At 68.9% G+C, this 20,132-nt stretch carries 18 protein-coding genes; 9 read left to right on the top strand and 9 right to left on the bottom strand.

Annotated features, from left to right (window positions below):
* Positions 1-10: 10 nt before the first annotated feature.
* The 3 genes from F3J18_RS15430 to polA all read right to left on the bottom strand — a co-directional run bounded on the left by F3J18_RS15430 (position 11) and on the right by polA (position 5,515).
* Positions 11-886 carry a dienelactone hydrolase family protein gene (locus tag F3J18_RS15430; protein ID WP_013690895.1) on the bottom strand — a complete coding sequence of 292 codons (876 nt, stop codon included), beginning with the start codon at positions 884-886 and terminating at the stop codon, positions 11-13.
* A 294-nt stretch (positions 887-1,180) separates the two neighbouring features.
* The gene (locus F3J18_RS15425) at positions 1,181-2,518 is read right to left on the bottom strand and encodes an NAD(P)/FAD-dependent oxidoreductase (RefSeq protein ID WP_166913251.1); all 1,338 of its coding nucleotides are present in this window, start codon (positions 2,516-2,518) and stop codon (positions 1,181-1,183) included.
* A gap of 237 nt (positions 2,519-2,755) precedes the next feature.
* Positions 2,756-5,515, bottom strand: coding sequence for a DNA polymerase I (polA, locus tag F3J18_RS15420; RefSeq protein WP_166913250.1), 2,760 nt, complete (start codon positions 5,513-5,515; stop codon positions 2,756-2,758).
* 1 nt (position 5,516) lies between these two features.
* On the opposite strand from polA, the gene F3J18_RS15415 reads away from it, so the two are divergent.
* A complete protein-coding gene (locus tag F3J18_RS15415) occupies positions 5,517-6,284 on the top strand; it encodes a TIGR00730 family Rossman fold protein (RefSeq protein WP_025100634.1) in 768 nt (255 codons plus the stop codon).
* 139 nt (positions 6,285-6,423) lie between these two features.
* Here the strand turns inward: F3J18_RS15415 and F3J18_RS15410 are convergent, their stop codons facing one another.
* A complete protein-coding gene (locus F3J18_RS15410) occupies positions 6,424-8,574 on the bottom strand; it encodes an FUSC family protein (RefSeq protein ID WP_025100633.1) in 2,151 nt (716 codons plus the stop codon).
* Positions 8,575-9,143: 569 nt separating this feature from the next.
* Between F3J18_RS15410 and F3J18_RS15405 the strand changes: the two genes are divergently transcribed.
* Complete coding sequence (locus F3J18_RS15405) at positions 9,144-9,383, top strand: hypothetical protein (RefSeq protein ID WP_025100632.1); 240 nt, start codon at positions 9,144-9,146, stop codon at positions 9,381-9,383.
* 232 nt (positions 9,384-9,615) lie between these two features.
* Here the strand turns inward: F3J18_RS15405 and F3J18_RS15400 are convergent, their stop codons facing one another.
* Positions 9,616-11,142, bottom strand: coding sequence for an AMP nucleosidase (locus F3J18_RS15400; protein ID WP_025100631.1), 1,527 nt, complete (start codon positions 11,140-11,142; stop codon positions 9,616-9,618).
* 156 nt (positions 11,143-11,298) lie between these two features.
* On the opposite strand from F3J18_RS15400, the gene F3J18_RS15395 reads away from it, so the two are divergent.
* The 5 genes from F3J18_RS15395 to F3J18_RS15375 all read left to right on the top strand — a co-directional run bounded on the left by F3J18_RS15395 (position 11,299) and on the right by F3J18_RS15375 (position 14,746).
* Positions 11,299-11,697 (top strand): hypothetical protein, encoded by a 399-nt coding sequence (locus tag F3J18_RS15395; RefSeq protein ID WP_025100630.1) that lies wholly within the window; start codon positions 11,299-11,301, stop codon positions 11,695-11,697.
* A 104-nt stretch (positions 11,698-11,801) separates the two neighbouring features.
* Positions 11,802-12,800, top strand: coding sequence for a homoserine kinase (locus tag F3J18_RS15390; protein WP_036055729.1), 999 nt, complete (start codon positions 11,802-11,804; stop codon positions 12,798-12,800).
* Positions 12,791-13,597 carry a BPSS1780 family membrane protein gene (locus F3J18_RS15385; protein WP_036055728.1) on the top strand — a complete coding sequence of 269 codons (807 nt, stop codon included), beginning with the start codon at positions 12,791-12,793 and terminating at the stop codon, positions 13,595-13,597. The genes F3J18_RS15390 and F3J18_RS15385 overlap by 10 nt, the downstream gene beginning before the upstream one ends.
* A gap of 107 nt (positions 13,598-13,704) precedes the next feature.
* A complete protein-coding gene (locus tag F3J18_RS15380) occupies positions 13,705-14,166 on the top strand; it encodes a MarR family transcriptional regulator (RefSeq protein WP_036055727.1) in 462 nt (153 codons plus the stop codon).
* Between the two features lie 160 nt (positions 14,167-14,326).
* Entirely contained in the window at positions 14,327-14,746 is a 420-nt protein-coding gene (locus F3J18_RS15375) for an organic hydroperoxide resistance protein (RefSeq protein WP_166913249.1), read from the top strand.
* Between the two features lie 167 nt (positions 14,747-14,913).
* Here the strand turns inward: F3J18_RS15375 and F3J18_RS15370 are convergent, their stop codons facing one another.
* Positions 14,914-15,090: a DUF3563 family protein gene (locus F3J18_RS15370; protein WP_080562447.1), complete on the bottom strand. Its 177-nt coding sequence runs from the start codon at positions 15,088-15,090 to the stop codon at positions 14,914-14,916.
* Between the two features lie 97 nt (positions 15,091-15,187).
* Positions 15,188-16,273, bottom strand: coding sequence for a PHB depolymerase family esterase (locus F3J18_RS15365; protein WP_166913248.1), 1,086 nt, complete (start codon positions 16,271-16,273; stop codon positions 15,188-15,190).
* A gap of 202 nt (positions 16,274-16,475) precedes the next feature.
* Here F3J18_RS15365 and F3J18_RS15360 point away from each other — a divergent pair, with 202 nt between their 5' ends.
* A complete protein-coding gene (locus tag F3J18_RS15360) occupies positions 16,476-17,174 on the top strand; it encodes a phosphatase PAP2 family protein (RefSeq protein ID WP_025100624.1) in 699 nt (232 codons plus the stop codon).
* 100 nt (positions 17,175-17,274) lie between these two features.
* On the opposite strand, the gene F3J18_RS15355 is transcribed toward F3J18_RS15360, so the two are convergent.
* Together F3J18_RS15355 and F3J18_RS15350 are read right to left on the bottom strand one after the other, a co-directional pair.
* The gene (locus F3J18_RS15355; protein ID WP_166913247.1) at positions 17,275-18,939 is read right to left on the bottom strand and encodes a CHAD domain-containing protein; all 1,665 of its coding nucleotides are present in this window, start codon (positions 18,937-18,939) and stop codon (positions 17,275-17,277) included.
* A 120-nt stretch (positions 18,940-19,059) separates the two neighbouring features.
* On the bottom strand, positions 19,060-19,443 hold the full coding sequence (locus F3J18_RS15350; RefSeq protein WP_166913246.1) for a tautomerase family protein: 384 nt from the start codon (positions 19,441-19,443) through the stop codon (positions 19,060-19,062).
* Between the two features lie 117 nt (positions 19,444-19,560).
* Here F3J18_RS15350 and F3J18_RS15345 point away from each other — a divergent pair.
* Positions 19,561-20,132, top strand: a 572-nt coding sequence (locus tag F3J18_RS15345; RefSeq protein ID WP_166913245.1) for a LysR family transcriptional regulator, incomplete at its 3' end; no start/stop codon positions are given.

Here is a 20,132-nt window from a genome sequence, read left to right as displayed (position 1 = left end):
GCGCGCGGCGTCACAGAACGCCGTGCTGATGGAACCACGCGAGCGCGCGCTTCCAGCCATCCTCGGCATCGGCCTTCACGTAGCTGGGCCGGTAGTCGGCGAAGAAGGCGTGCGCCGCGTCCGGATAAGCGAGGATCTCCGAGTCGCGCGCGGCCTTCAGGTTGCTCGCCAGCAGCTTGCCGCGCATCTCCGAGAGCGTCGACTGCGGGATGCTGTCGTCCTTCGCGCCATACAGGCCCAGCACCGGCGCCTTCAGGTCGGCCACATGGTCGATCGGATTGAAGGGCGTCATCTCGTTGCGATCGCCCACCACCTTGCCGTACCAGGCCACCGCCGCGCGCACGTGCGGGTTGTGCTCGGCGAACAGCCAGGCCTGGCGCCCACCCCAGCAGAAACCGGTCACGCCCAAGCGCGTCAGGTCCCCCCCGTTCTTGCCGGCCCAGGCCACCGTCGCGTCGAGATCCTCGGTGACTTGCCGGTCCGGCACCTTGCTGACGATCGCCTCGTAGAGCCCCTGGATGGTCGGATATTTCGAGGGATCGCCTTCGCGCGAATACAGGTCGGGGGCAATCGCGAGGTAGCCGAGCTTGGCGAAGCGACGGCACACGTCGGCGATATGCGCATGCACGCCGAATACCTCGTGGATCACCAGGATCACCGGCAGGTTGCTCTTGCCGTCCGGCTGCGCGCGATAGGCGGGCACGCTGGCATCGCCCGAGCGGATCTCGACGGTATCGCAGTCGAGGCCGTTGCTGTCGGTGGTGATGGTCTGCGCCGAGACCGGCAGCACGGCGGCGGCGAACGAGCCGCCCAGCGCGGCCTGCATGAAGCGGCGGCGATTGAACGGAACGTGCGGAACGAGGCTGTCCACTTCGGGTTTCAACATGGAGGGCTCCTTGTAATTCAGCGCGACGGCATCGCCGAGGCACTCGGCAACGCCGGAAAGTCGAACGAGGAAAGCCGGTGGAGCGAGCCGCGCGGCGCAAGGCCGGCGCACCGCCCACGGGTTCCGGCGATCCGGACCCCGCACACGATGCCGAATCTTACATACCGCCGTCAACTGTTTCGCGCACCCGGGGCACGATCGGGCAGCGTCCTGTCAGCCCGGCGCCAGCTTGCTGCCAGCATCGCAACGGGCTTCCCCCTGCCCGCCGGGCTTCGCGCACCGCCCCGCTCCGCCTCAGTGCAGCTTGACCCGCGGCAGGGTCGAGCGCCGCAGCCAGTGCGCGAAAGTGTCGAGCACCATGCGCGGATAACCGTGCAGCGCGGCGATATGCAGGCGATACAGCGACATGTACATGAAGCGCGCGAACAGCCCTTCGATCAGCATGTTGCCGCCGATCAGGCCGCCCATCAGGTTGCCGACCGCGCTGAAGTGGCCGAGCGAGACCAGCGAGCCGAAGTCGCGATAGCCGAAGGCCGGCAGCGGCCGGCCCTCGAGCCGGCAGGCCAGCGCGCGCAGCAGGAAGCTGGCCTGCTGATGCGCGGCCTGCGCGCGCGGCGGCACGTTGCGATCGGTACCGGCCCAGGCACAGGCCGCGCAATCGCCGAGCGCGAACACGTCATCGTCGAGCGTGGTCTGCAGCGTGGGACGCACCGCGAGCTGGCCGAGCCGGTTCACCTCCAGCCCGTCCAGCTGCGCGAGCACGGCCGGCGCCTTGATGCCGGCGGCCCAGACCGTCAGGTCCGCGCGCACCGCGGCGCCGCTCGCGGTGTGCACCATGCCCGGCGCGACCTCGGTCACGCGCTCGCCCATCATCAGCCGCACGCCGAGCTTCTCCAGCAATTCGGCGGTGGCCGTCGAGACGCGCTCGGGCAACGCCGGCAGGATGCGCTCGCCCGATTCGATCAGCACGATGCCGACGTCGTGCTTCGGATCGAGCTTGTGCAGGCCATAGGCCGACAGCACCTGGGCGGTATTGCGCAACTCGGCCGACAGTTCGACGCCGGTCGCGCCTGCGCCGACGATCGCGATCTGGATCGGCGGCTCGCCGGGCGTCGCGGCCTGCGCGGCCGCCTCGGGCGTGCGATGTTCGGCGCGGATGCAGGCCGCGATCAACCGCTTGCGGAAACGCTCCGCCTCGCCGACCGTATCGAGCGCGATCGCGTTGCGCTGCGCGCCCTCGACGCCGAAGAAATGCGTGGTGCTGCCGATCGCGATCACCAGCGTGTCGTACTCGAGCACGCGCTGCGGCATCAGCTCCAGGCCGTCGCTGTCGAGCACGGACGACACCACGATGCGCTTCGCGCCGCGATCGACCGAGCTCAGTTCGCCCTGCTGGAACTCGAAACCGTGCCAGCGCGCCTGCGCGGCGTATTCGAGCTCCTGGGTGAACGGGTCCATGCTGCCGGCGGCCACTTCATGCAGCAGCGGTTTCCAGATGTGGGTCGGATAACGATCGACCAGCGTGACGAGTGCCCGGGCTTCGCGCTTGCCGCGCGCGCCGTAGCGGTCGCCGAGCCGGGTCGCGAGTTCGAGCCCGCCGGCGCCGCCGCCTACGATGATGAAACGATGCATTCGAATCCCCCAATGCGTGATCCTGGCCTTCAGGAGTGCAGAGGGTCGCGCGCCCGTGAACGAGATGCGCAACCGCGTCGAACGCGCCGCGACCGGTCGAACCGCGGCGGCATGCCCATTTGTCGATCGCGCCGGCATGTCGGCGCGTGCTTGCTCAGGCCGGCGCGACGCGCGAGGCGCCGTCGCCGGCCGGGACGAGGCGACCGCCCGGCCGCCCCGCCCCGATTCCGGCGGCGCTCAGTGCGCCTCCTCCCAGTTGTCGCCGGCGCCGACCTCGGCGACCAGCGGCACCTTCAGCCTGGCGACCCCGCTCATCATCTCGGGCAGCTTCTCGCGAACCAGGGCGAGTTCGTCCTCGGGCACCTCCAGCACCAGTTCATCGTGCACCTGCATGATCATGCGCGAACGCAGCTGGTCGCGTTCGAGCCAGCCGTCCACGGCGATCATCGACAGCTTGATCAGGTCGGCCGCGGTGCCCTGCATCGGCGCGTTGATCGCCGCACGCTCGGCCGCCTGGCGGCGCGGGCCGTTGCCGCCGTTGATCTCGGGCAGCCACAGGCGACGCCCGAACACGGTCTCGACATAGCCCTTGTCCTTAGCCACCGCGCGCGTGGTTTCCATGTAGTTGGCCACGCCCGGGTAGCGGGCGAAGTAGCGGTCGATATAGAGCTTGGCCGCGTCGCGCGTGATGCCGAGGTTCGAGGCCAGCCCGAAGGCGCTCATGCCGTAGATCAGGCCGAAGTTGATCACCTTGGCGATGCGCCGCTGGTCGTTGCTGACTTCCAGCGGGGTCACGCCGAACACCTCGGCCGCGGTCGCGCGGTGGATGTCCTCGCCCTGCGCGAAGGCACGCAGCAGCGATTCGTCCTCCGAGATATGCGCCATGATGCGCAGCTCGATCTGCGAATAGTCGGCCGACACGATCCGGCAGCCCGGCGAGGCGATGAAGGCCTCGCGGATGCGCCGGCCCTCGGCGGTGCGCACGGGGATGTTCTGCAGGTTCGGATCGTTCGAGGCCAGGCGCCCCGTGACGGCCACGGCCTGCGCGTAGTTGGTGTGGACCCGACCGGTCCGCGCATTGATCATGCGCGGCAGCTTGTCGGTATAGGTGGACTTCAGCTTCGACAGGCCGCGGTGCTCCAGCAGCAGCTTGGGCAACGGGTAGTCCTCGGCGAGCTTCTGCAGCACCTCCTCGTCGGTCGAGGGCGCGCCGCTCGGCGTCTTCTTGACCACCGGCAGTTGCAGCTTCTCGAAGAAGATCTGGCCGATCTGCTTGGGCGAGCCGAGGTTGAACTCGCCGCCGGCCAGCTCGTAGGCTTCGCGCTCGAGCTCGATCAGGCGCACCGCGATCTCGTGGCTCTGCTTGTCGAGGCGCGCGCTGTCGATCAGCACGCCGGTGCGCTCCATCCTGCGCAGCACCAGCGACACCGGCATCTCGATCTCGGCATAGACGCGCTTGAGGCCCGGCTCGCGCGCGACCTGCGGGTACATCGCCAGATGCAGCTGCAGCGTGATGTCGGCATCCTCGGCGGCATAGGCCGCGGCGGTCTCCAGCGGCACCTCGTCGAAGCCGATCTGCTGCGCGCCCTTGCCCGCCACTTCCTCGTACTTGATGGTCTTCACGCCCAGGTGGCGCAGCGCGAGACTGTCCATGTCGTGCGTGCGATGCGATTCGAGCACGTAGGATTCGAGCAGCGTGTCGTGCTCGATGCCGTTCAGCGCGATCTCGTAGTTGGCGAGCACCTGCGCATCGTACTTGAGGTGCTGGCCGACCTTCCTGCGCTCGGCGCTCTCCAGCCAGGGCTTCAGCTTCGCCAGCACCTCGTCGCGCGGCAGTTGCTCGGGCACGTCGGGGCCGCGATGCGCGACCGGGATGTAGGCCGCGCTGCCGGGCTCGGTCGACAGCGAAATGCCGACGATCTGCGCGACCATCGGATCGAGCGAGGTGGTTTCGGTATCGAAGGAGGTCAGCTCGGCCGCCTCGATCTTCGCCAGCCAGGCGTCGAACTGCGGCCAGGTCTGCACGGTCTCGTAGTTGCGCTCGATGGCGGCGGCCGCCGGCACCGGCTCGGCCGCCGCTTCGCCAGCCGGCACATCGCCGTCCGCATCGGCCGGCGCGGCCTCCAGCTCGCGACGCCAGGTCTTGAAGCCGTAGTTCTCGAAGATCGGCAGCAGCGCCTCGCGCGATTCGCCGAGCGTGGCCAGCGAGGCCTCGATCGATTCCACTTGCGGCTTCAGCTCGCAGGCCGTCTCGACCGTCACCAGCTTGCGCGCGAGCGGCAGGAAGTCGAGCGCGCGGCGCAGGTTGTCGCCGACCACGCCCTTGATCTCGGCCGCGTGCTCGACGACGCCGTCGAGCGTCTCGTATTGCGTGAGCCACTTGACAGCCGTCTTCGGCCCGCACTTCTCGACGCCGGGCACGTTGTCGACGGTGTCGCCGATCAGCGAGAGATAGTCGACGATGCGCTCGGGCGGCACGCCGAACTTGGCGATCACGCCGTCGCGATCGAGCAGTTCGTTGCTCATGGTGTTGACCAGCGTGACCCGCTCCGTCACCAGTTGGGCGAGATCCTTGTCGCCGGTCGAGATCACCACCTTCATGCCGCGTGCCTCGGCGGCATGCGCGAGCGTGCCGATCACGTCGTCGGCCTCGACGCCCTCGATCATCAGCAGCGGCCAGCCGAGCGCGCGCACCGCCTGGTGGATCGGCTCGATCTGCAAGGCGAGATCGGTGGGCATCGAGGGGCGGTTCGCCTTGTAGTCGGCGAACAGATCGTCGCGAAAGGTTTTGCCCTTTGCATCGAACACGCACGCGCTATACTCTGCTGTGACTTCCTTGCGCATGCGGCGCAGCATGTTGATGATCCCGTAGAGCGCGCCAGTCGGTTCCCCGCCCGGCCCGCGCAAATCAGGCATCGCATGGTAAGCCCGATAGAGATAGCTCGAACCATCAACCAACAGCAGGGTCTTACCTTCCAGGTTCCGTTCTTCAGGCATTATGAATAAGAGAAAAGTGATTCCGAGCTTGCGTTCGCTCGCAGATCAAGAACGCGCGACAGCAAAGAAAGCCCGCGCTTCGTGGCAGATGTTCACGATTATGGCAGAGTTTATCGAGGCCACCGAGTACCTGTCCGAGATCCGCCCAGCCGTCAGCATCTACGGTTCGGCGCGCCTGAAAGCCGATTCCCCGCACTACCAGCTCACCGTGGAAATCGCCCGCAAGCTGTCCGATGCGGGCTTCGCGGTGATCTCCGGCGGCGGCCCCGGCATCATGGAAGCGGCCAACAAGGGCGCGCATGCCGGCAAGGCGCCGTCGGTGGGCCTGAACATCGAGCTGCCGCACGAGCAATCGGGCAACAACTACCAGGACATCTCGCTGCGCTTCCGCCATTTCTTCACGCGCAAGGTCACCTTCGTGAAGAATTCCGACGCGGTGGTGGTGATGCCGGGCGGCTTCGGCACGCTCGACGAACTGTCCGAAGTGCTGACCCTGATCCAGACCAAGAAATCGCGCCTGGTGCCAATCATCCTGGTCGGCAGCAGCTTCTGGCAGGGCCTGCTGCAGTGGTTCCGCGACCAGTTGATCCCGATGGGACTGATCAATCCGGACGACATGAACCTGATGCAGGTGATCGACGATCCGGACCAGGTGCTCGAGGCGGTGCTCGCGTTCTACGAGGACACCGGCGAGGAAGGCGGCACGCCCGAGGAGCCGCAGCGCGCGCAGGACGACCGCCACGACGACGACCGGATGTTCTATCTGTAAGCAGCCGGGCCGGTGTTGAAAACGAAAAGGGCGACGTCGAATCGACGTCGCCCTTTTCCTTGGACGCTCATGCTTCGCAGTGCTTGTCTTCCTCGCGCGACCGGGCACCTCGTCCCGAGCCGCCCCCGCCCTTCACCCTTCAGCCGGCACGTCGCGCCGGCATCGCGCCGCGCCGCGCGAGCGGCCCGTCATCGTGCTGCAGGTCGCCGATCAAGCGCTGCAGCAAGGCGATCTGCCCCACCGCATCCATCTCCAGCTGCGCGAGCTTCTCGCGCGGCGGCAAGGCGCGACGCGGCGGCACGCGTCCCGAGGCCAGCATCGCGTCGATATCCTCGCTCGCCGTGGCCACCCATTCCACCAGGTCGATCTCCATGCGCGGCCCATGCACGCTCGCGCGCAGATGCGCGGCGGTGCCGGCCATCCGGCGCAGTAGCCCCAGCACGGTGGAGGCGGCCGTATCGAAGCGCGAATCGTCGAGCCGTTCGAGGCGGATCCGGTTGAAGGCTTCCTCGGCGTTGTTGCTGGCCAGCCCCGCCTCGCGGCGCAGGCGCTCGGCCTCGCGATTGGCGCGCCCCGGCGCCTCGATGGCATCGACCAGGTAGCGCAGGTTGGCCGCGATCGCCGCGGCGAGCTGGCCGCGGATATCGATCTGCTCGCGGGTCGGCCACAGCAGGAAGGTCGCGGCCAGCGCGATCGCGCAGCCGAGCACGTTGTTGCCGAGCCGCGTCAGCGCATAACCGAGCTCGTTGGCGGCCGGGGTGGCGAAGTCGGCCACCAGCACGAAGGTCGGCGTGAGGAACAGCACGAACAGGCTGTAGCTGACCGGCCGCAGCGCCATGGTCGCGCACACCAGCGGAAACACCACCAGCGAGATGCCGATCGGCGAATGCACCGCCAGCCCGATCGCGGCGGCCAGCAGGCCGCCGATGATGCTGCCGGCCGCTCGCTCGACGCTGCGCGGCCAGGTGCCGGCGATCGAGGGCTGCAGGATCAGCAGGGTCGCCATGGTGGTCCAGTAGCCGAAGGGCACGCCGAGCAGGCGCACCACCAGGAAGCCGAGCGTGGTCGCCACGCCCACCCGCGCGGCATGGCGCAAGCCGATTGACTGCCACGACAGGTTGGCACGCAAGCTCACCCAGGACCTCGCCAGCACGCCGCGCAGGCTGCGCGTCCAGGCCAGTTGGCGGCGCGGCGTGGGTGCCACGTCGGCGGGATCGGGCTCCAGTTGCAGGGCCATCGTCATCGATTCGCCGAGCGCGGCGTCGAGCCCGCGCGCGAAGCGGCGCAGGCGCCGCTGCAGCATGTCGGGCCGCTCCCAGGGCGCCGCGTCGATCGCGTCGCCGGTGCGATGCAGCAGCTCGGCGATGCCGGCCAGCACGCGCGTGGCGCGCGCCGGATCGCGCAAGGTCTGCCGGCCGCGCTGGCAGACGCCCGCCACCGCGATCAGGTGCGCGAACCAGCGCTCGCCCTCGGCCAGCGCGATCAGCAGGTTCGCATAGGATTCGCGGCGGTCGGTCCTGGCCACCGGCATGCGCGCCAGCGTGCGGCGCGCGGCCTCCAGCGCGGCGCGCGCGTCCGAGCGGTACTTGCTGGCATGCAGCTCCCAGGCGCGCTGGCCCGGCGCCGGGTCGGCCAGCAGGCGGGAGGCGTCCAGCGCGATGTCGGCCAGCCGCACATAGATGCCGCGCACCGCGCCGCGGCTCTGCGCGAACGGGTGGATGCGCCAGACCGTCAGGCTCAGCACGATCGCGAACACGCAACCGCCGAAATAGACGCCGAGGAAGGCCAGGCCGGCGCGCCAGTCGTGCATCGGCCGGTCGGCCATCACCACGCAGGCGGTGGCGGCCAGGATCGAGACCTGCGCGGTGGCCGCGCCCCAGATCCGCCCGAGCGCGCCCAGCGAGGTGAACACCAGCACCGCCGCCAGCGCGGCCAGGGTGCCGACGCCGGAGGCGAAGGCGGTCAGGCCGCCGCAGATGGCCGAGAGCACCGCGAAGCTCGCCATCGAGGCGAAGCGCGTGCGGTTGGAGCCGGCCGCGTCGGCCAGGCAGGTCCAGAACGCGCCGATCGCCGCCCACGCGAAATCGGGCTCGTGCAGCAGGTTGCCGATCACCAGCATCGCCGTCGAGGCGCAGGCGGCGCGCAAGCCTTCGGACAGGCTCGCGTCGTTGACGGCGAAGGACACCATCCACAACGGCCGGCGACGCGACCAGGCGCCCGCGAGCACGTTGAGACTTCTCAGGCGCGCGACGACCAGGTGCCGGACGCGATGGTGTAGATGGCGAAGCATTGCGAATTCGATCTTGAAGCAAGTGAAAAACCGGGGCCGCTAGCGAATCCGGCGACGACTGACTACTGACACAACGGCTGCCGACCCGGAATCGATGATAAGGGAAAACCCTTGGTTTCAGAAATCATCGGGCCGGATGGACGCGCGAGCCGGGAAATCGCCGCCCGCGCAGACAGCCGGGGCAACGCGCGGCAGGCGCCGGCAACGCTGCGCCATCGTATCGGAGCCGCGCGGCGATTTCATGGATCCTCCCCTGCAACACTCGCCGCGATTCGTAACCAGCCGTTTCAGCAGACCAGAGGCCAATCCATCTCGAGGCGCCCGGCCGCGGCGCCCGCCCGCGCCGACCCGCGGCAAAGTTCGGGCCGGATCGCCGGCCTGCGTCGGCCGGGCCGGCGGCACCCCGCCCGGCGAATCCAAGGTTACAAATCCACACGCTAATTAATCTGCCCGATCGCCAGACTGAAGCCATGCCGTGACCGCCGCGGCACCGGGCAAGCGCGCCAGCCGGCCGCCCCCGCCATCGAGACGCGGCGGACATCCCCGATCCACCTTTCGAGGAGAAGACCATGAAACGCACCCTGATCGCCACGCTGCTGGCCGCCTTCGGTATCGCCCTGTCGGGCGGCGCCGCCAATGCACAAGTCGTCAACGTCCAGGTCGGCGGCCCGCCGGTGGTGGTGGGCTGGCATGGCGACCGTTACTGGGACGGCCATCGCTACTGGCAGCGCCAGGAGTGGATGGAGCATCATCGCCATGACCGCCCGCACTGCCCGCCGGGACACTGGGGGCACAACGAGTGCCGATGAGCACGCGGCGCTGATCGACCGGCAGGCCGATCAGCGGGCGAAAAACAGGCCGCGCCGACGAGAAGTCGGCGCGGCCTGTTTCGTTATCCGGGCGGCACGCGAGGCGCACGAAGCGTGATCAGGCCGCGCGAACTGTACTGGATCCCGCCACGCGATTCGCCGCCGATCGACAAAAAAGCACATAAGCCGATCGATCGCGACGGAATCGATGCGCGAGCGCTGCCTTCCCTGCTTACTGGAACGCCACCTCGGCGAAGCTGCGCAGCTTGCGGCTGTGCAGCTTGGCCAACCCATTGGTGCGCAGGATCTCCATGGCGCGCACGCCGATCTGCAGATGCTGGTCGACCTGCGCGCGGTAGAACTGGTCGGCCATGCCCGGCAGCTTCAGCTCGCCGTGCAGCGGCTTGTCCGACACGCACAGCAAGGTGCCGTAAGGCACCCGGAACCGGAAGCCGTTCGCCGCGATGGTCGCGCTCTCCATGTCGAGCGCGATGGCGCGGCTCTGCGAGAGCCGCTGCACCGGCTCGCGATGGTCGCGCAGCTCCCAGTTGCGGTTGTCGACGCTGGCCACCGTGCCGGTGCGCATCACGCGCTTGAGTTCGCTGCCGTCGAGCCGGGTGACCTGCGCCACCGCGCGCTCGAGCGCCACCTGCACCTCGGCGAGCGCCGGGATCGGCACCCACAGCGGCAGGTCGTCGTCGAGCACGTGATCCTCGCGCACGTAGCCGTGCGCCAGCACGTAGTCGCCGAGCCGCTGCGTGTTGCGCAGCCCCGCGCAGTGGCCGAGCATCACCCAGGCATGCGGGCGCAGCACGGCGATATGGTCGGTGATGGTCTTCGCGTTCGAGGGACCCACGCCGATATTGACCATCGTGATGCCGCTGCCGTCGGCGCGCTTCAGGTGGTAGGCCGGCATCTGCGGCAGCCGCGGCGGCGGCGAGCCCTCCACCGGCTGGTTGCCGAGGTTGGCGTTGTAGCTCACCACGTCGCCGGGCTCGACGAAGGAGGTGTACTGGCTGCGGTACTCGCGCACCTCCGGATCGTCGCTGGCCGACATCATGGTGCGGCCCAGCTTCACGAATTCGTCGATATAGAACTGGTAGTTCGTGTACAGCACGTAGTTCTGGAAGTGCGTCGGCAGCGTGGCCGTGTAGTGGCGCAGCCGGTGCAGCGAGAAATCGACGCGCGCGCCGGTGAACAGCGCGAGCGGATGCGGCTCGTCCGGCGCCGGCTCGTAGGTGCCGTTGACGATGCGATCGTCGAGATTGGCCAGGTTGGGCACGTCGAACACGTCGCGCATCGCCAGCAGGCGGTCGCGGTCGAGATCGCCCTCCAGGTGGATGCCTTCCGAGAACGCGAAATGGATCGGAATCGGCTGGTCGGACACGCCGACCTCGATCTTCGCGCTGTGGTTCTTCGCCAGCAGGCGCAACTGCTCGCGATAGTAGCTGGCGAACAGGTCCGGGCGCGTGACGCTGGTCTCGAACACGCCGGGGCCTGCCACGAAGCCGTAGGAGCGACGCGAGTCGATATTGGTATTGACCTCGGTGCGCACCCGCACGAACGGGTAGCAGGCGCGCACATGGCCGCCGAGCGGCTCGCTGCGGCGGTAGCGGGCGAACGCGTCGCGCAGGAAGGCGGTATTGGTCTCGTAGATCGAGGACAGCCGCTCGAAGGCGGCGGCCGGGTCGTCGAAGGCCTCGACAGAGGGGCTCTCGGGCGAGAGCGGAAGATGCTGGCGATGCGTATCCTTGTTCATTGTCGATTGCCTCTTCGGTTGCGTTCGACATTATCTCGCAAGCGAGCGCGCGCCGGTGCCCATCGCGCGCCGACGCGGCGCCGCCACAGCGGCGCGACGGCAAGCTCGGCGCCCGGCCGGTTTTGCTAGAATCGTGCGGTTAATCCGGAGAACCTCATGAAGCCGCTCATTTTCGCCGCCGCGCTCGCGACGGCCGTCGCCCTCGCCGGGCCCGCATTTGCCGACGGCCAGCAGCCGAGCGACGAAGCACGAGCCCGGGCCGCGCAGGACGAAGCCGCCGGCCTGCCCGATCTCACCAAGATCAACCGCCCCGGCGCCGAAGTCAGCTCGAAGGTCGAATTCGACGACATCACGCGCACGCCGAGCTTCCACGAGAAGAGCGTGAGCGGCACCGAGGTCACCGAGTACCGCGATCGCGGCAAGCCGGTCGAGATCGACGTGCGTTCCAACTTCGGCACGCGCTACCAGATGAGCTCGACGCCCGACATCTCGCCGCGTCCGCACCAGGGCAACGTGCCGGTCACGCGCGTGCCCTCGATCAACCTGCACTACTGATCCATCCCGCCGGCATCGCCGGCCTGGCGGGGCGGCCCCGCCCGCCCCCTCCGCAGCCGCCGGCCCGCTCGCCGGCCTGCCAACCCGTTTCGACGCATCCCCGCATGGCAGTTTTCACCGCAGTCTCCGATTCCGATCTCGCGCACTGGATGCGCCACTACGATCTCGGCGAAGTCGTCGCGTTTCGCGGCATCCCGTCCGGCATCGAGAACAGCAATTTCTTCCTGACCACCACGCGCGGCGACTACGTCCTGACCATCTTCGAGAAGCTGACGGCCGCGCAACTGCCGTTCTACCTGGAGCTGATGCGCCATCTCGCCGGGCACGGCGTGCCGGTGCCGGACCCGGTGGTGCGCGCCGACGGCACGCTGTTCGGCGAGCTGCACGGCAAGCCGGCCTCGATCGTCACCAAGCTGGAAGGCTCGGCCCAGCTCGCGCCCGAGGTCGAACACTGCGTCGAGGTCGGCCAGATGCTGGCGCGCATGCACCTGGCCGGCCGCGACTACGCGAACCGCCAGCCGAACCTGCGCAGCCTGCCCTGGTGGCAGGACAACGTGCCCGCCATCGTCCCCTTCGTCGACGATGCGCAGCGCACGCTGCTCGAGGGCGAACTCGCGCACCAGGCCGCCTTCTTCGCCTCGGACGACTACGCCGCGCTGCCCGAGGGCCCCTGCCACTGCGACCTGTTCCGCGACAACGTGCTGTTCGCGCACGCGGCGCCCGATACCGGCCATACGGTGCGCCTGGGCGGCTTCTTCGATTTCTACTTCGCAGGCTGCGACAAGTGGCTGTTCGACGTCGCCGTCACCGTCAACGACTGGTGCACCGAGCTGGCCACCGGCGTGCTCGACACGCGGCGCGCCGACGCGCTGCTGCGCGCCTACCAGACCGTGCGCCCGTTCACCGACGACGAACGCCGCCGCTGGCCCGACATGCTGCGCGCCGGCGCGTACCGGTTCTGGGTGTCGCGCCTGTATGATTTCCACCTGCCCCGCGCCGCCGAGATGCTGAAGCCGCACGATCCCGGCCATTTCGAGCGGATCCTGCGCGAACGCATCGCCCATGCGCGGGCGCTCCCCGAGCGACACGACCCATGCAACTGATCGAAGTCCCCGCCAAGACCGGTTACGTCTGGTTCCGCCAGGGCATCTGGCTGTTCCGCCGCAATCCGCTGGCCTTCATCACGCTGTTCTTCACCTACCTGCTGGCGATGATGATCGTCTCGCTGGTGCCTGTGATCGGCCCGGCGCTGCCCTTGCTGTTCATTCCCGGCATCTCGGTCGGCTTCATGGCGGCCTGCCGCGACGCGGTGGCCGGCAAGCCGGTGCTGCCGACGATCCTGATCGACGGCTTCCGCGCCTACGGCAGCCTGACCACGCAGCGCCTGTTCACGCTGGGCGGCATCTACATCGTCTCGATCGCGCTGGTGTTCGCCTGCTCGGCCTTCGGCGACGGCGGCATGCTGCTGCGCCTGATGTTCGGCCTGGGCGACGACAAGCCCGATCCGAACCTGATCCTGTCGATGGGCACCCTGGTCGCCCTGCTGATCTGCGCCACGCTCTACGTGCCGGTCGCGATGATGTTCTGGTTCGCGCCGGTGCTCACCGCCTGGCACGAGATCCCGCCCGTCAAGGCGCTGTTCTTCAGCGTGGTGAGCTGCTGGCGCAACCGCTGGGCCTTCACGCTGTACGGCCTGCTGTGGTTCGCGGTCGCCACCGGCGCCTCGTTCAGCCTGGCCGCCCTGCTGCAGGCGCTCGGCGTCGGCGTCTACGCCATGACGATCATGATGCCGGTCTCGGTGGTGATCACCGCGGCGCTCTACTGCTCGTTCTACGCCACCTATCGCGGCTGCTTCGGCGTGCAGGAGCCCGGCAGCACGGCCGTCCCGCCCCAGCGCTGAACGCGGCGGGCGGTGGCCATGATGCGCCGCCGCTCGCCAGTCGGGCGCGATCGGCGCACAATCCTTAGTGTGCGAATTTCTTGTGCCCGATCGACGGGCCGCCGATCATGACCGACCTCCCCGCCCTCCCCACGCTTCCCGCCACGCTCGACGAGCAGCTCTGCTTCGCGCTCTACTCCACCTCGCTGGCCATGACCAAGGCCTACAAGCCCTTGCTGGAGCGGCTCTCGCTGACCTATCCGCAATACCTGACGATGCTGGTGCTGTGGGAAACCGACGATCTCGCCGTCAAGGACATCGCCGCGCGTCTCAACCTCGATTCGGCCACGGTCACGCCGCTGCTCAAGCGGCTCGAGTCGCTCGGCTATCTCGAGCGGGTGCGCGGCACCGCCGACGAGCGGGTGGTGCATGCCCGCCTCACCGCCGAAGGCACCGCGCTGCGCAAGGCCGCCCGCTCGGTACCGGTCGACCTCTATTGCGCCATGCAGCAAACGCCCGAATTCCTCGGGCAATTGCGCGAAAACCTCCGCCAACTGCGCGAGGCGCTGAAGGAGCACAACGAGGAATAAAGGGAGTCGCCGGCACGCTATCGCCGGTCGTCGCCGGCTTCATCGAAAATTAATTTGCACACTAATCTTTTGTTCGATATATTTCCATCCATGGCTGGCGGACGCGATACGGCACGTCCGGGCCGGTTTCCCTTCTCACCGAGATGAACAGGAGTCGAGCATGAACATTCTGTACAAGACGAGCGCCACCAGCACGGGCGGCCGCGACGGCCGCGCGGTTTCGGAAGACAACAAGCTGGACGTGAAGCTGGCCGCGCCGCGCGAGCTGGGCGGCACGGGCGCGGAAGGCACCAATCCGGAGCAACTGTTCGCCGCCGGCTATTCGGCCTGTTTCCTGAGCGCGATGAAGTTCGTGGCCGGCCAGACCAAGCAAGCGCTGCCGGCCGATACGACGGTGACGGGGCAAGTGGGCATCGGCCCGAACGACAAGGGGGGGTTCGCGCTGGACGTCGAGTTGCGCGTCTCGCTGCCGGGCCTGGCGCCCGAAGCGGCCAAGGCACTGGTCGACAAGGCACACGAGGTGTGCCCGTATTCGAACGCGACGCGCAACAACGTGCCGGTGCGGATCGTGATCGCCTGAGGCGGGCGCCCGTTCAGGCCCGTGCCCGGCCAAGCCGGGCGCGGCACGGCGGATATGAAAAAAGCGTGGCAACCACGGTGGTTGTCACGCTTTTTTGTCTGCGCGAGACTCGCGCAACGGCGGGAAGATCAGGAACGCATCGCCCGTTTCGAAGCCGGAACCGGCGATCAACGTGCGGCCATCCAGGCCGGCGCGCGATGTGCGGCTTCCTGGTCGAGCTTGCGGATGCGGAATTCGAGATCGTAGAGATCGGTGGCATCGGCCAGGTACGCATCGGCGCGTTCCTTGGCGATCTGTTCGGAAGACTTCGTCAGGAACAGGAACAGGCGGCTCAGCATGTACATCATGATAGGGCTCTCCAAATCCAGGGTTATTGCTTAAGTGTTAACCCGGATTATAGGGAAAACCCCTAGCCTCGCCAAGCGTTTCAAAAATACCGGGTCACCTTGTCGCACCCTGGCGACAATGCTCCGCGAAAAAGCCCCAGATCATCGTGCTCGCATCGGGTCCGACCGCCGCGTGGAACGGCACCGTTTCGTCGCCGCCGGCCCAGGCGTGGCCGAGCTTGCCGACATGGCAGACGCGCAGCACCGGCGTGCCGCCGCGACGGTAATCGACCAGGCTCGCGTCGCCCATGTCCGTCTCGGTCCGCGTGACGCCGCGCCGTGCCCCGCCCGCCTCGACCATGTCGTTGAGCCGCAGGAATTCCAGCGCGAGGTGCTCGGCGTTGACGGGCGACACCACCGGATCCTCGTCGCCATGGACGATCAGCACCGGCATGCCGGGATAGCTGCCGGGTTCGGCGTATTCGTCGGCGATCGCGACCGGATCGCGATGCAGGCCGCGCCGCATCACATCCATCGCCGCGATGCTCGAGCGCGCATCGCCGAAGGCCGGCCCCGAATGCAGGGCGATCGCCGCGAAATGCGCCGGGAAATGCAGCGCCAGCAGCGTCGCCAGCCCGGCCCCCGCCGACAAGCCGGCGACGAAGACGCGAGACGCGTCGAAATGTCGCTCCTCGACCAGGCTGTCGACCAGGTCGACCACGGCACGCGCCTCGCCGCGGCCGCCGCGCTCGGTATCGTCGTACCAGTGCCAGCAGCCGTGCGAATGCGCCTGCGTCGACTGCTCCGGGTACAGCACCGCGAACCCGTGCTGATCGGCCAGCAGGTTCATGCGGGTGCCTTGCGCGAACTGGTCGGCATCCTGGGTGCAGCCGTGCAGCATCACCACCAGCGGCGCGCCTTCCGGGAGATCGCGCGGCACATACAGCGCGTAGTCGAGGTGCCGGACCAAGCGGCCGATCACGAAGGGCAGCGGATGCTCGCCGCGGCTCCATTCGCCGCCGGCCCAGGCGGCCGCGCGTGGCCGAACGCGCGATTCGCGCGGCGGCACCGGCGCGCGCGCATCGGCGCCGCGGGGCGTGGAACGGGGGGCGCTCGCGACGCCGGCGGGCGATCGCGGCGCGGGCGTGCGCAGCATTTTTTTCATACCGCCCAGCCAGAGTTTCGTCAGACTTTTGGTCATCGATCGGCTCGCAGTCGAATCGGGGCGCCAACAGCGGCGCCACCACGTTGAATTTGTGCATTGCACAATAACATTGTTTCAGCCGCTTGGCCGGGGGCCGGATCGTGTAGCGCCGGGATGGACCCCGTTATACTGGGCAGTCGCCGTCCGCCTCACGGCCCGCGTTCCGCCTCTTTCCACTTCATCTCGCCGCCGTTTCTCGATGTACGACCTGCCGCTTCAACTGTGGAACTGGATCACCTACTTCGGTAGTGCCGGCATCACGCTCCCCCTCGCCGCCACGCTCGCGATCTGGCTCGCGCTCGGCTACTCGGCGCGTCTCGCGCTGACCTGGCTGGTCGTGCTCGGCGTCGCGGTGGCCGCGGTCGGGCTGACCAAGATCGCCTTCCTCGGCTGGGGCATCGGCATCCGGGCCTGGGATTTCACCGGCTTCAGCGGCCATTCGATGCTGTCGACCTCGGTCTACCCGGTCGCGATGATGATCGCGATGACGCGCGCCCATCCTGCCTTGCGCGCGGCCGGCGTGGCGGCCGGCCTGGCGCTGGGGGTGGCGGTCTCGTTCTCGCGCGTGGTGCTCTCGGCGCATTCGCCTTCCGAATCGATCACCGGCTGCGTGGTCGGCGCGCTGGCCGCGCTGTCCTTCGTGCTGATCGCCTGGCGCGCCGAGCCGCATCGCTGGTCGGTGCCGGCCGTGGTGGCCAGCCTCGCGATCGTCACCATCACCCTGCACGGCATCCCGGTGCCCTCGCAGCGCTGGGTCACCGAGGTCGCGCTGAAGGTGTCGGGCCACGAGCGCCCCTATGTGCGCGCCCGCTGGAAGGCCAACCCGAACTATCGGCCGGCCTCGCGCGCCGGCGCGGCCTCTTCCTCCTCCCGGCCGCCCGCCTTCCGCAGCATCTGAGCCATCCTCGCGATCCCGCTGCAATCGGCTCCGTGACAGCGGCTCGCGCATGGCAGCCTCGCCTCGCTCAGCGCACAGTGCCGCCGCCCGCCTCCGCGCGCTAGCCGCGCAGCTTGGGACGCCACAGCTTGCGCAGTTGCGCCTCGGCCGCGATCGTCGCGTAATGCTGCGCGGCCGCGCCGTAGCCGCGCGCGAAGCCCAGTTGCTCGGGTGGCGCGGCGAGCCGCTCGAGGTGGCGCAGCGCGACCTCGGCATCGTTGGCGTCGCCCAGCGTGCCCTGCACCTTCGAGACCCGCTTGATCAGCTTGCGGCGCGTGTCCGGCGAGGCGATCGAGGCGAAGAATTCGAGCGCGTAGCGCAGCCGTTTCGCATCGATCCGCACGCGGTGGCGCGCGGCGACGTCGAGCGTGGCCAGGTCCGGCGCACCATGGACGCGCGCGAACAGCTTGTCGACGCGCCGGGCCGCATGGCGCTTGAGCGAGCGGCGCTGGCGCCGCGTGGCGGCCCGCTCGTCGCGCAGCGACAGCAGGCACAGCCATTCGACCCAGCCCAGCACCAGCCGCGCATAACGCGAGGAACCCAAGGCCTGCCGCAGCTCGCCGCGTGCCACGTCGCGCTGGCGCGCCGCCGCCTCGAGCGTGGCGGCCCAGGCGGGCGCGCCGGCGATGTCGGTATCGGCCTCGGCCAGGCGCGGCAGCGTTTCGCTGACGCAGACATCCCAGTCGCGCACCGCGCCGAGCTGCGTGCCGAACCAGGAGAGATCGGCCGCGAAGGCCTCGCGATAGGCCTCGTCGGCGTAATCGCGGAACAGCCGCATCAGCGTGCGCAGCCGGCGCAGCGCGATGCGCATCTGGTGGACGTATTCGGGATCGCTGCTGTCGCGCACGCCGGCGTCGTTGCCGAGCCATTGCGCGACCACGTTCGCGCCGAACGCGAACAGGGCCTCGCGCTGCCGGCGCATGCCGGCCAGGTCGACGGGATCGGCGCGCACCGGGCCGCGCTCGGCATCGGGCGGCACGCCCGCGCAGGCCAGGTCGAGCAGCGAAGCCGGCTTCAGGAAGGCGGGCCAGGCGCCGCTCAGTTCGCGCGCCGCATCGAACAGCGAGCGCAAGGCCAGTTCCCGGCCGGCATCGTCGTCGACATACTCCACCGCCAGCCGCAGCTCGCAGGCGCGGCCGGCGCCCTGTTCGCCGCGCCAGCCCAGGTCGTCGAGCGTGAGGTCGACCGGCACGCGATCCTCGCGCTGCCAGCGGCCGCGCCGGCGCTCGCAATCGAAGGCGAATGCAGCGGCGGCCGGCGTTTGCGTCGGCCGCTCGCTCGCTTCGGATTCCGCATGATCCGCGCCGGCCCCGATCGCATGGGCAGGCACGCTCCCCTCGCGCAAGACGCGCCGCAGCTCGGCGGCCAGCGAGCCGTCGTTGGCGGCCGCCTCGGCATCCTGCGTCTGGTCGGGCAGCGTCTCGCGTATCGCGACGCCCGGCGCGAACGGCGTCGAGTGCACCGCCACCCACCGCTCGCCGGCCTGCCCCGTCTCGCGCCAGGCACGCCAGCGCGACGCGTGCGGCAGCGCCTCGGCCAGCGCCAGCGGGGTAATCGCGATGCTTTCGTGCCCGCGCTTCATCCGCACCGGCGGGCAGATCCGCCAGGCACGAACCAGTTCCGCGCCGAAGTCGCGCACCGCGCGCGCGGTGCCGCGGCGGCGCCCGGCGGTCACCCCGCCCGACGGCAAGGGCAGGGCAAGCACGATTTCCAGCACACGCGTCATGAAACCTCCGCTCGCCAGCCTGCCCGTCGCGCCCATGCGCGCCGTCGACGGCTGTCGATGACGAGCATGGTACACGGCACGGCCTGACCGGGAGCAGAGCGCCCGACGCGTCGCCGGCGCTCAGTTCGCGTACTGCGCGAGGCCCATCCCGAACGACCAGTCGTCGAGCTTGACCTCGACCAGGCTGATCAGCACGTCCTCGGGGCGCACGCCCGGCGAGGCGCCCAGTTCCTCGACGATCAGCCGATACAGCTCGCGTTTCTGCTCGCGCGTGCGCGTATCGCTGACGGTGATCTGCAGCATCACCAGGTCGTCGCTGCGCTCGATGCCGAGGTAGTGGCGCCCGAAGATGAAGTCCTCGGCGGCGTGTTGCGTGACGAGCATGAAGATGTCGTCCTCGGGCACGTTGAAGGCGCGCTGCAGGGCGCGATGGACGCCGGCGGACAAGGCGTGGCGATCCTCGACGGAACGGCCTTCGCGAACGGCGATACGGGTGAAGGGCATGACGGGCTCCTGGCGGTTGAAGGGGAAACGGGTGTTTCCCATCGATGTCTCCCAGCATAGGCAGGCCCATCTATAATCAACAGACATCACCGGATATATCATCCATTTTCATTCAAAATGAAACCACTCGATCTCGATGCCGTCCGCGCCTTCGTGCTGGTCGCCGAGCTGGCCAGTTTCACGCGCGCCGCCGACGCGCTCGACACCACGCAATCGGCCGTCAGCCTCAAGATCAAGCGGCTCGAGGCGCATCTGGGCCGCGCCCTGCTGGAGCGAACGCCACGCGTGGTGAGGCTCGCCGTCGACGGCGAGGCCTTCCTGCCGGCCGCGCGCGAACTGCTCGACGCGCACCAGCGCGCGCTCGGCACGGTGGCCGCCGAGCCGCGCCGGCTGTCGATCGGCGTCAGCGAGCACGTGGCGGTGCCGGACCTGCCCGCGCTGCTGACCAGCCTGCATCGGCACGATCCCTCGCTGTCGCTGGAGATGCACCTGGGCTCCTCGGCCCGGCTGCTGGCCGACTACGACGAACGCCGCTTCGACGCGGCCGTGGTGCGCCACGAGCCCGGCGAGGACCCGCCGCGCGAGGATGCCGTGCCGCTGTTCAGCGAGGCCTTGAGCTGGCTGGCCGCGCCCGACTGGGCGCCGCGCGCCGGCGAACCGCTGCCGCTGTCGGTGCTGGCCGGCCCCTA

Source organism: Burkholderia sp. Ax-1720 (assembly GCF_011753035.1).
Classification (GTDB): domain Bacteria; phylum Pseudomonadota; class Gammaproteobacteria; order Burkholderiales; family Burkholderiaceae; genus Burkholderia; species Burkholderia gladioli.
The sequence above is the reverse complement of the archived record's forward strand: the minus strand, read 5'-3'. Positions and strand labels throughout refer to the sequence as shown.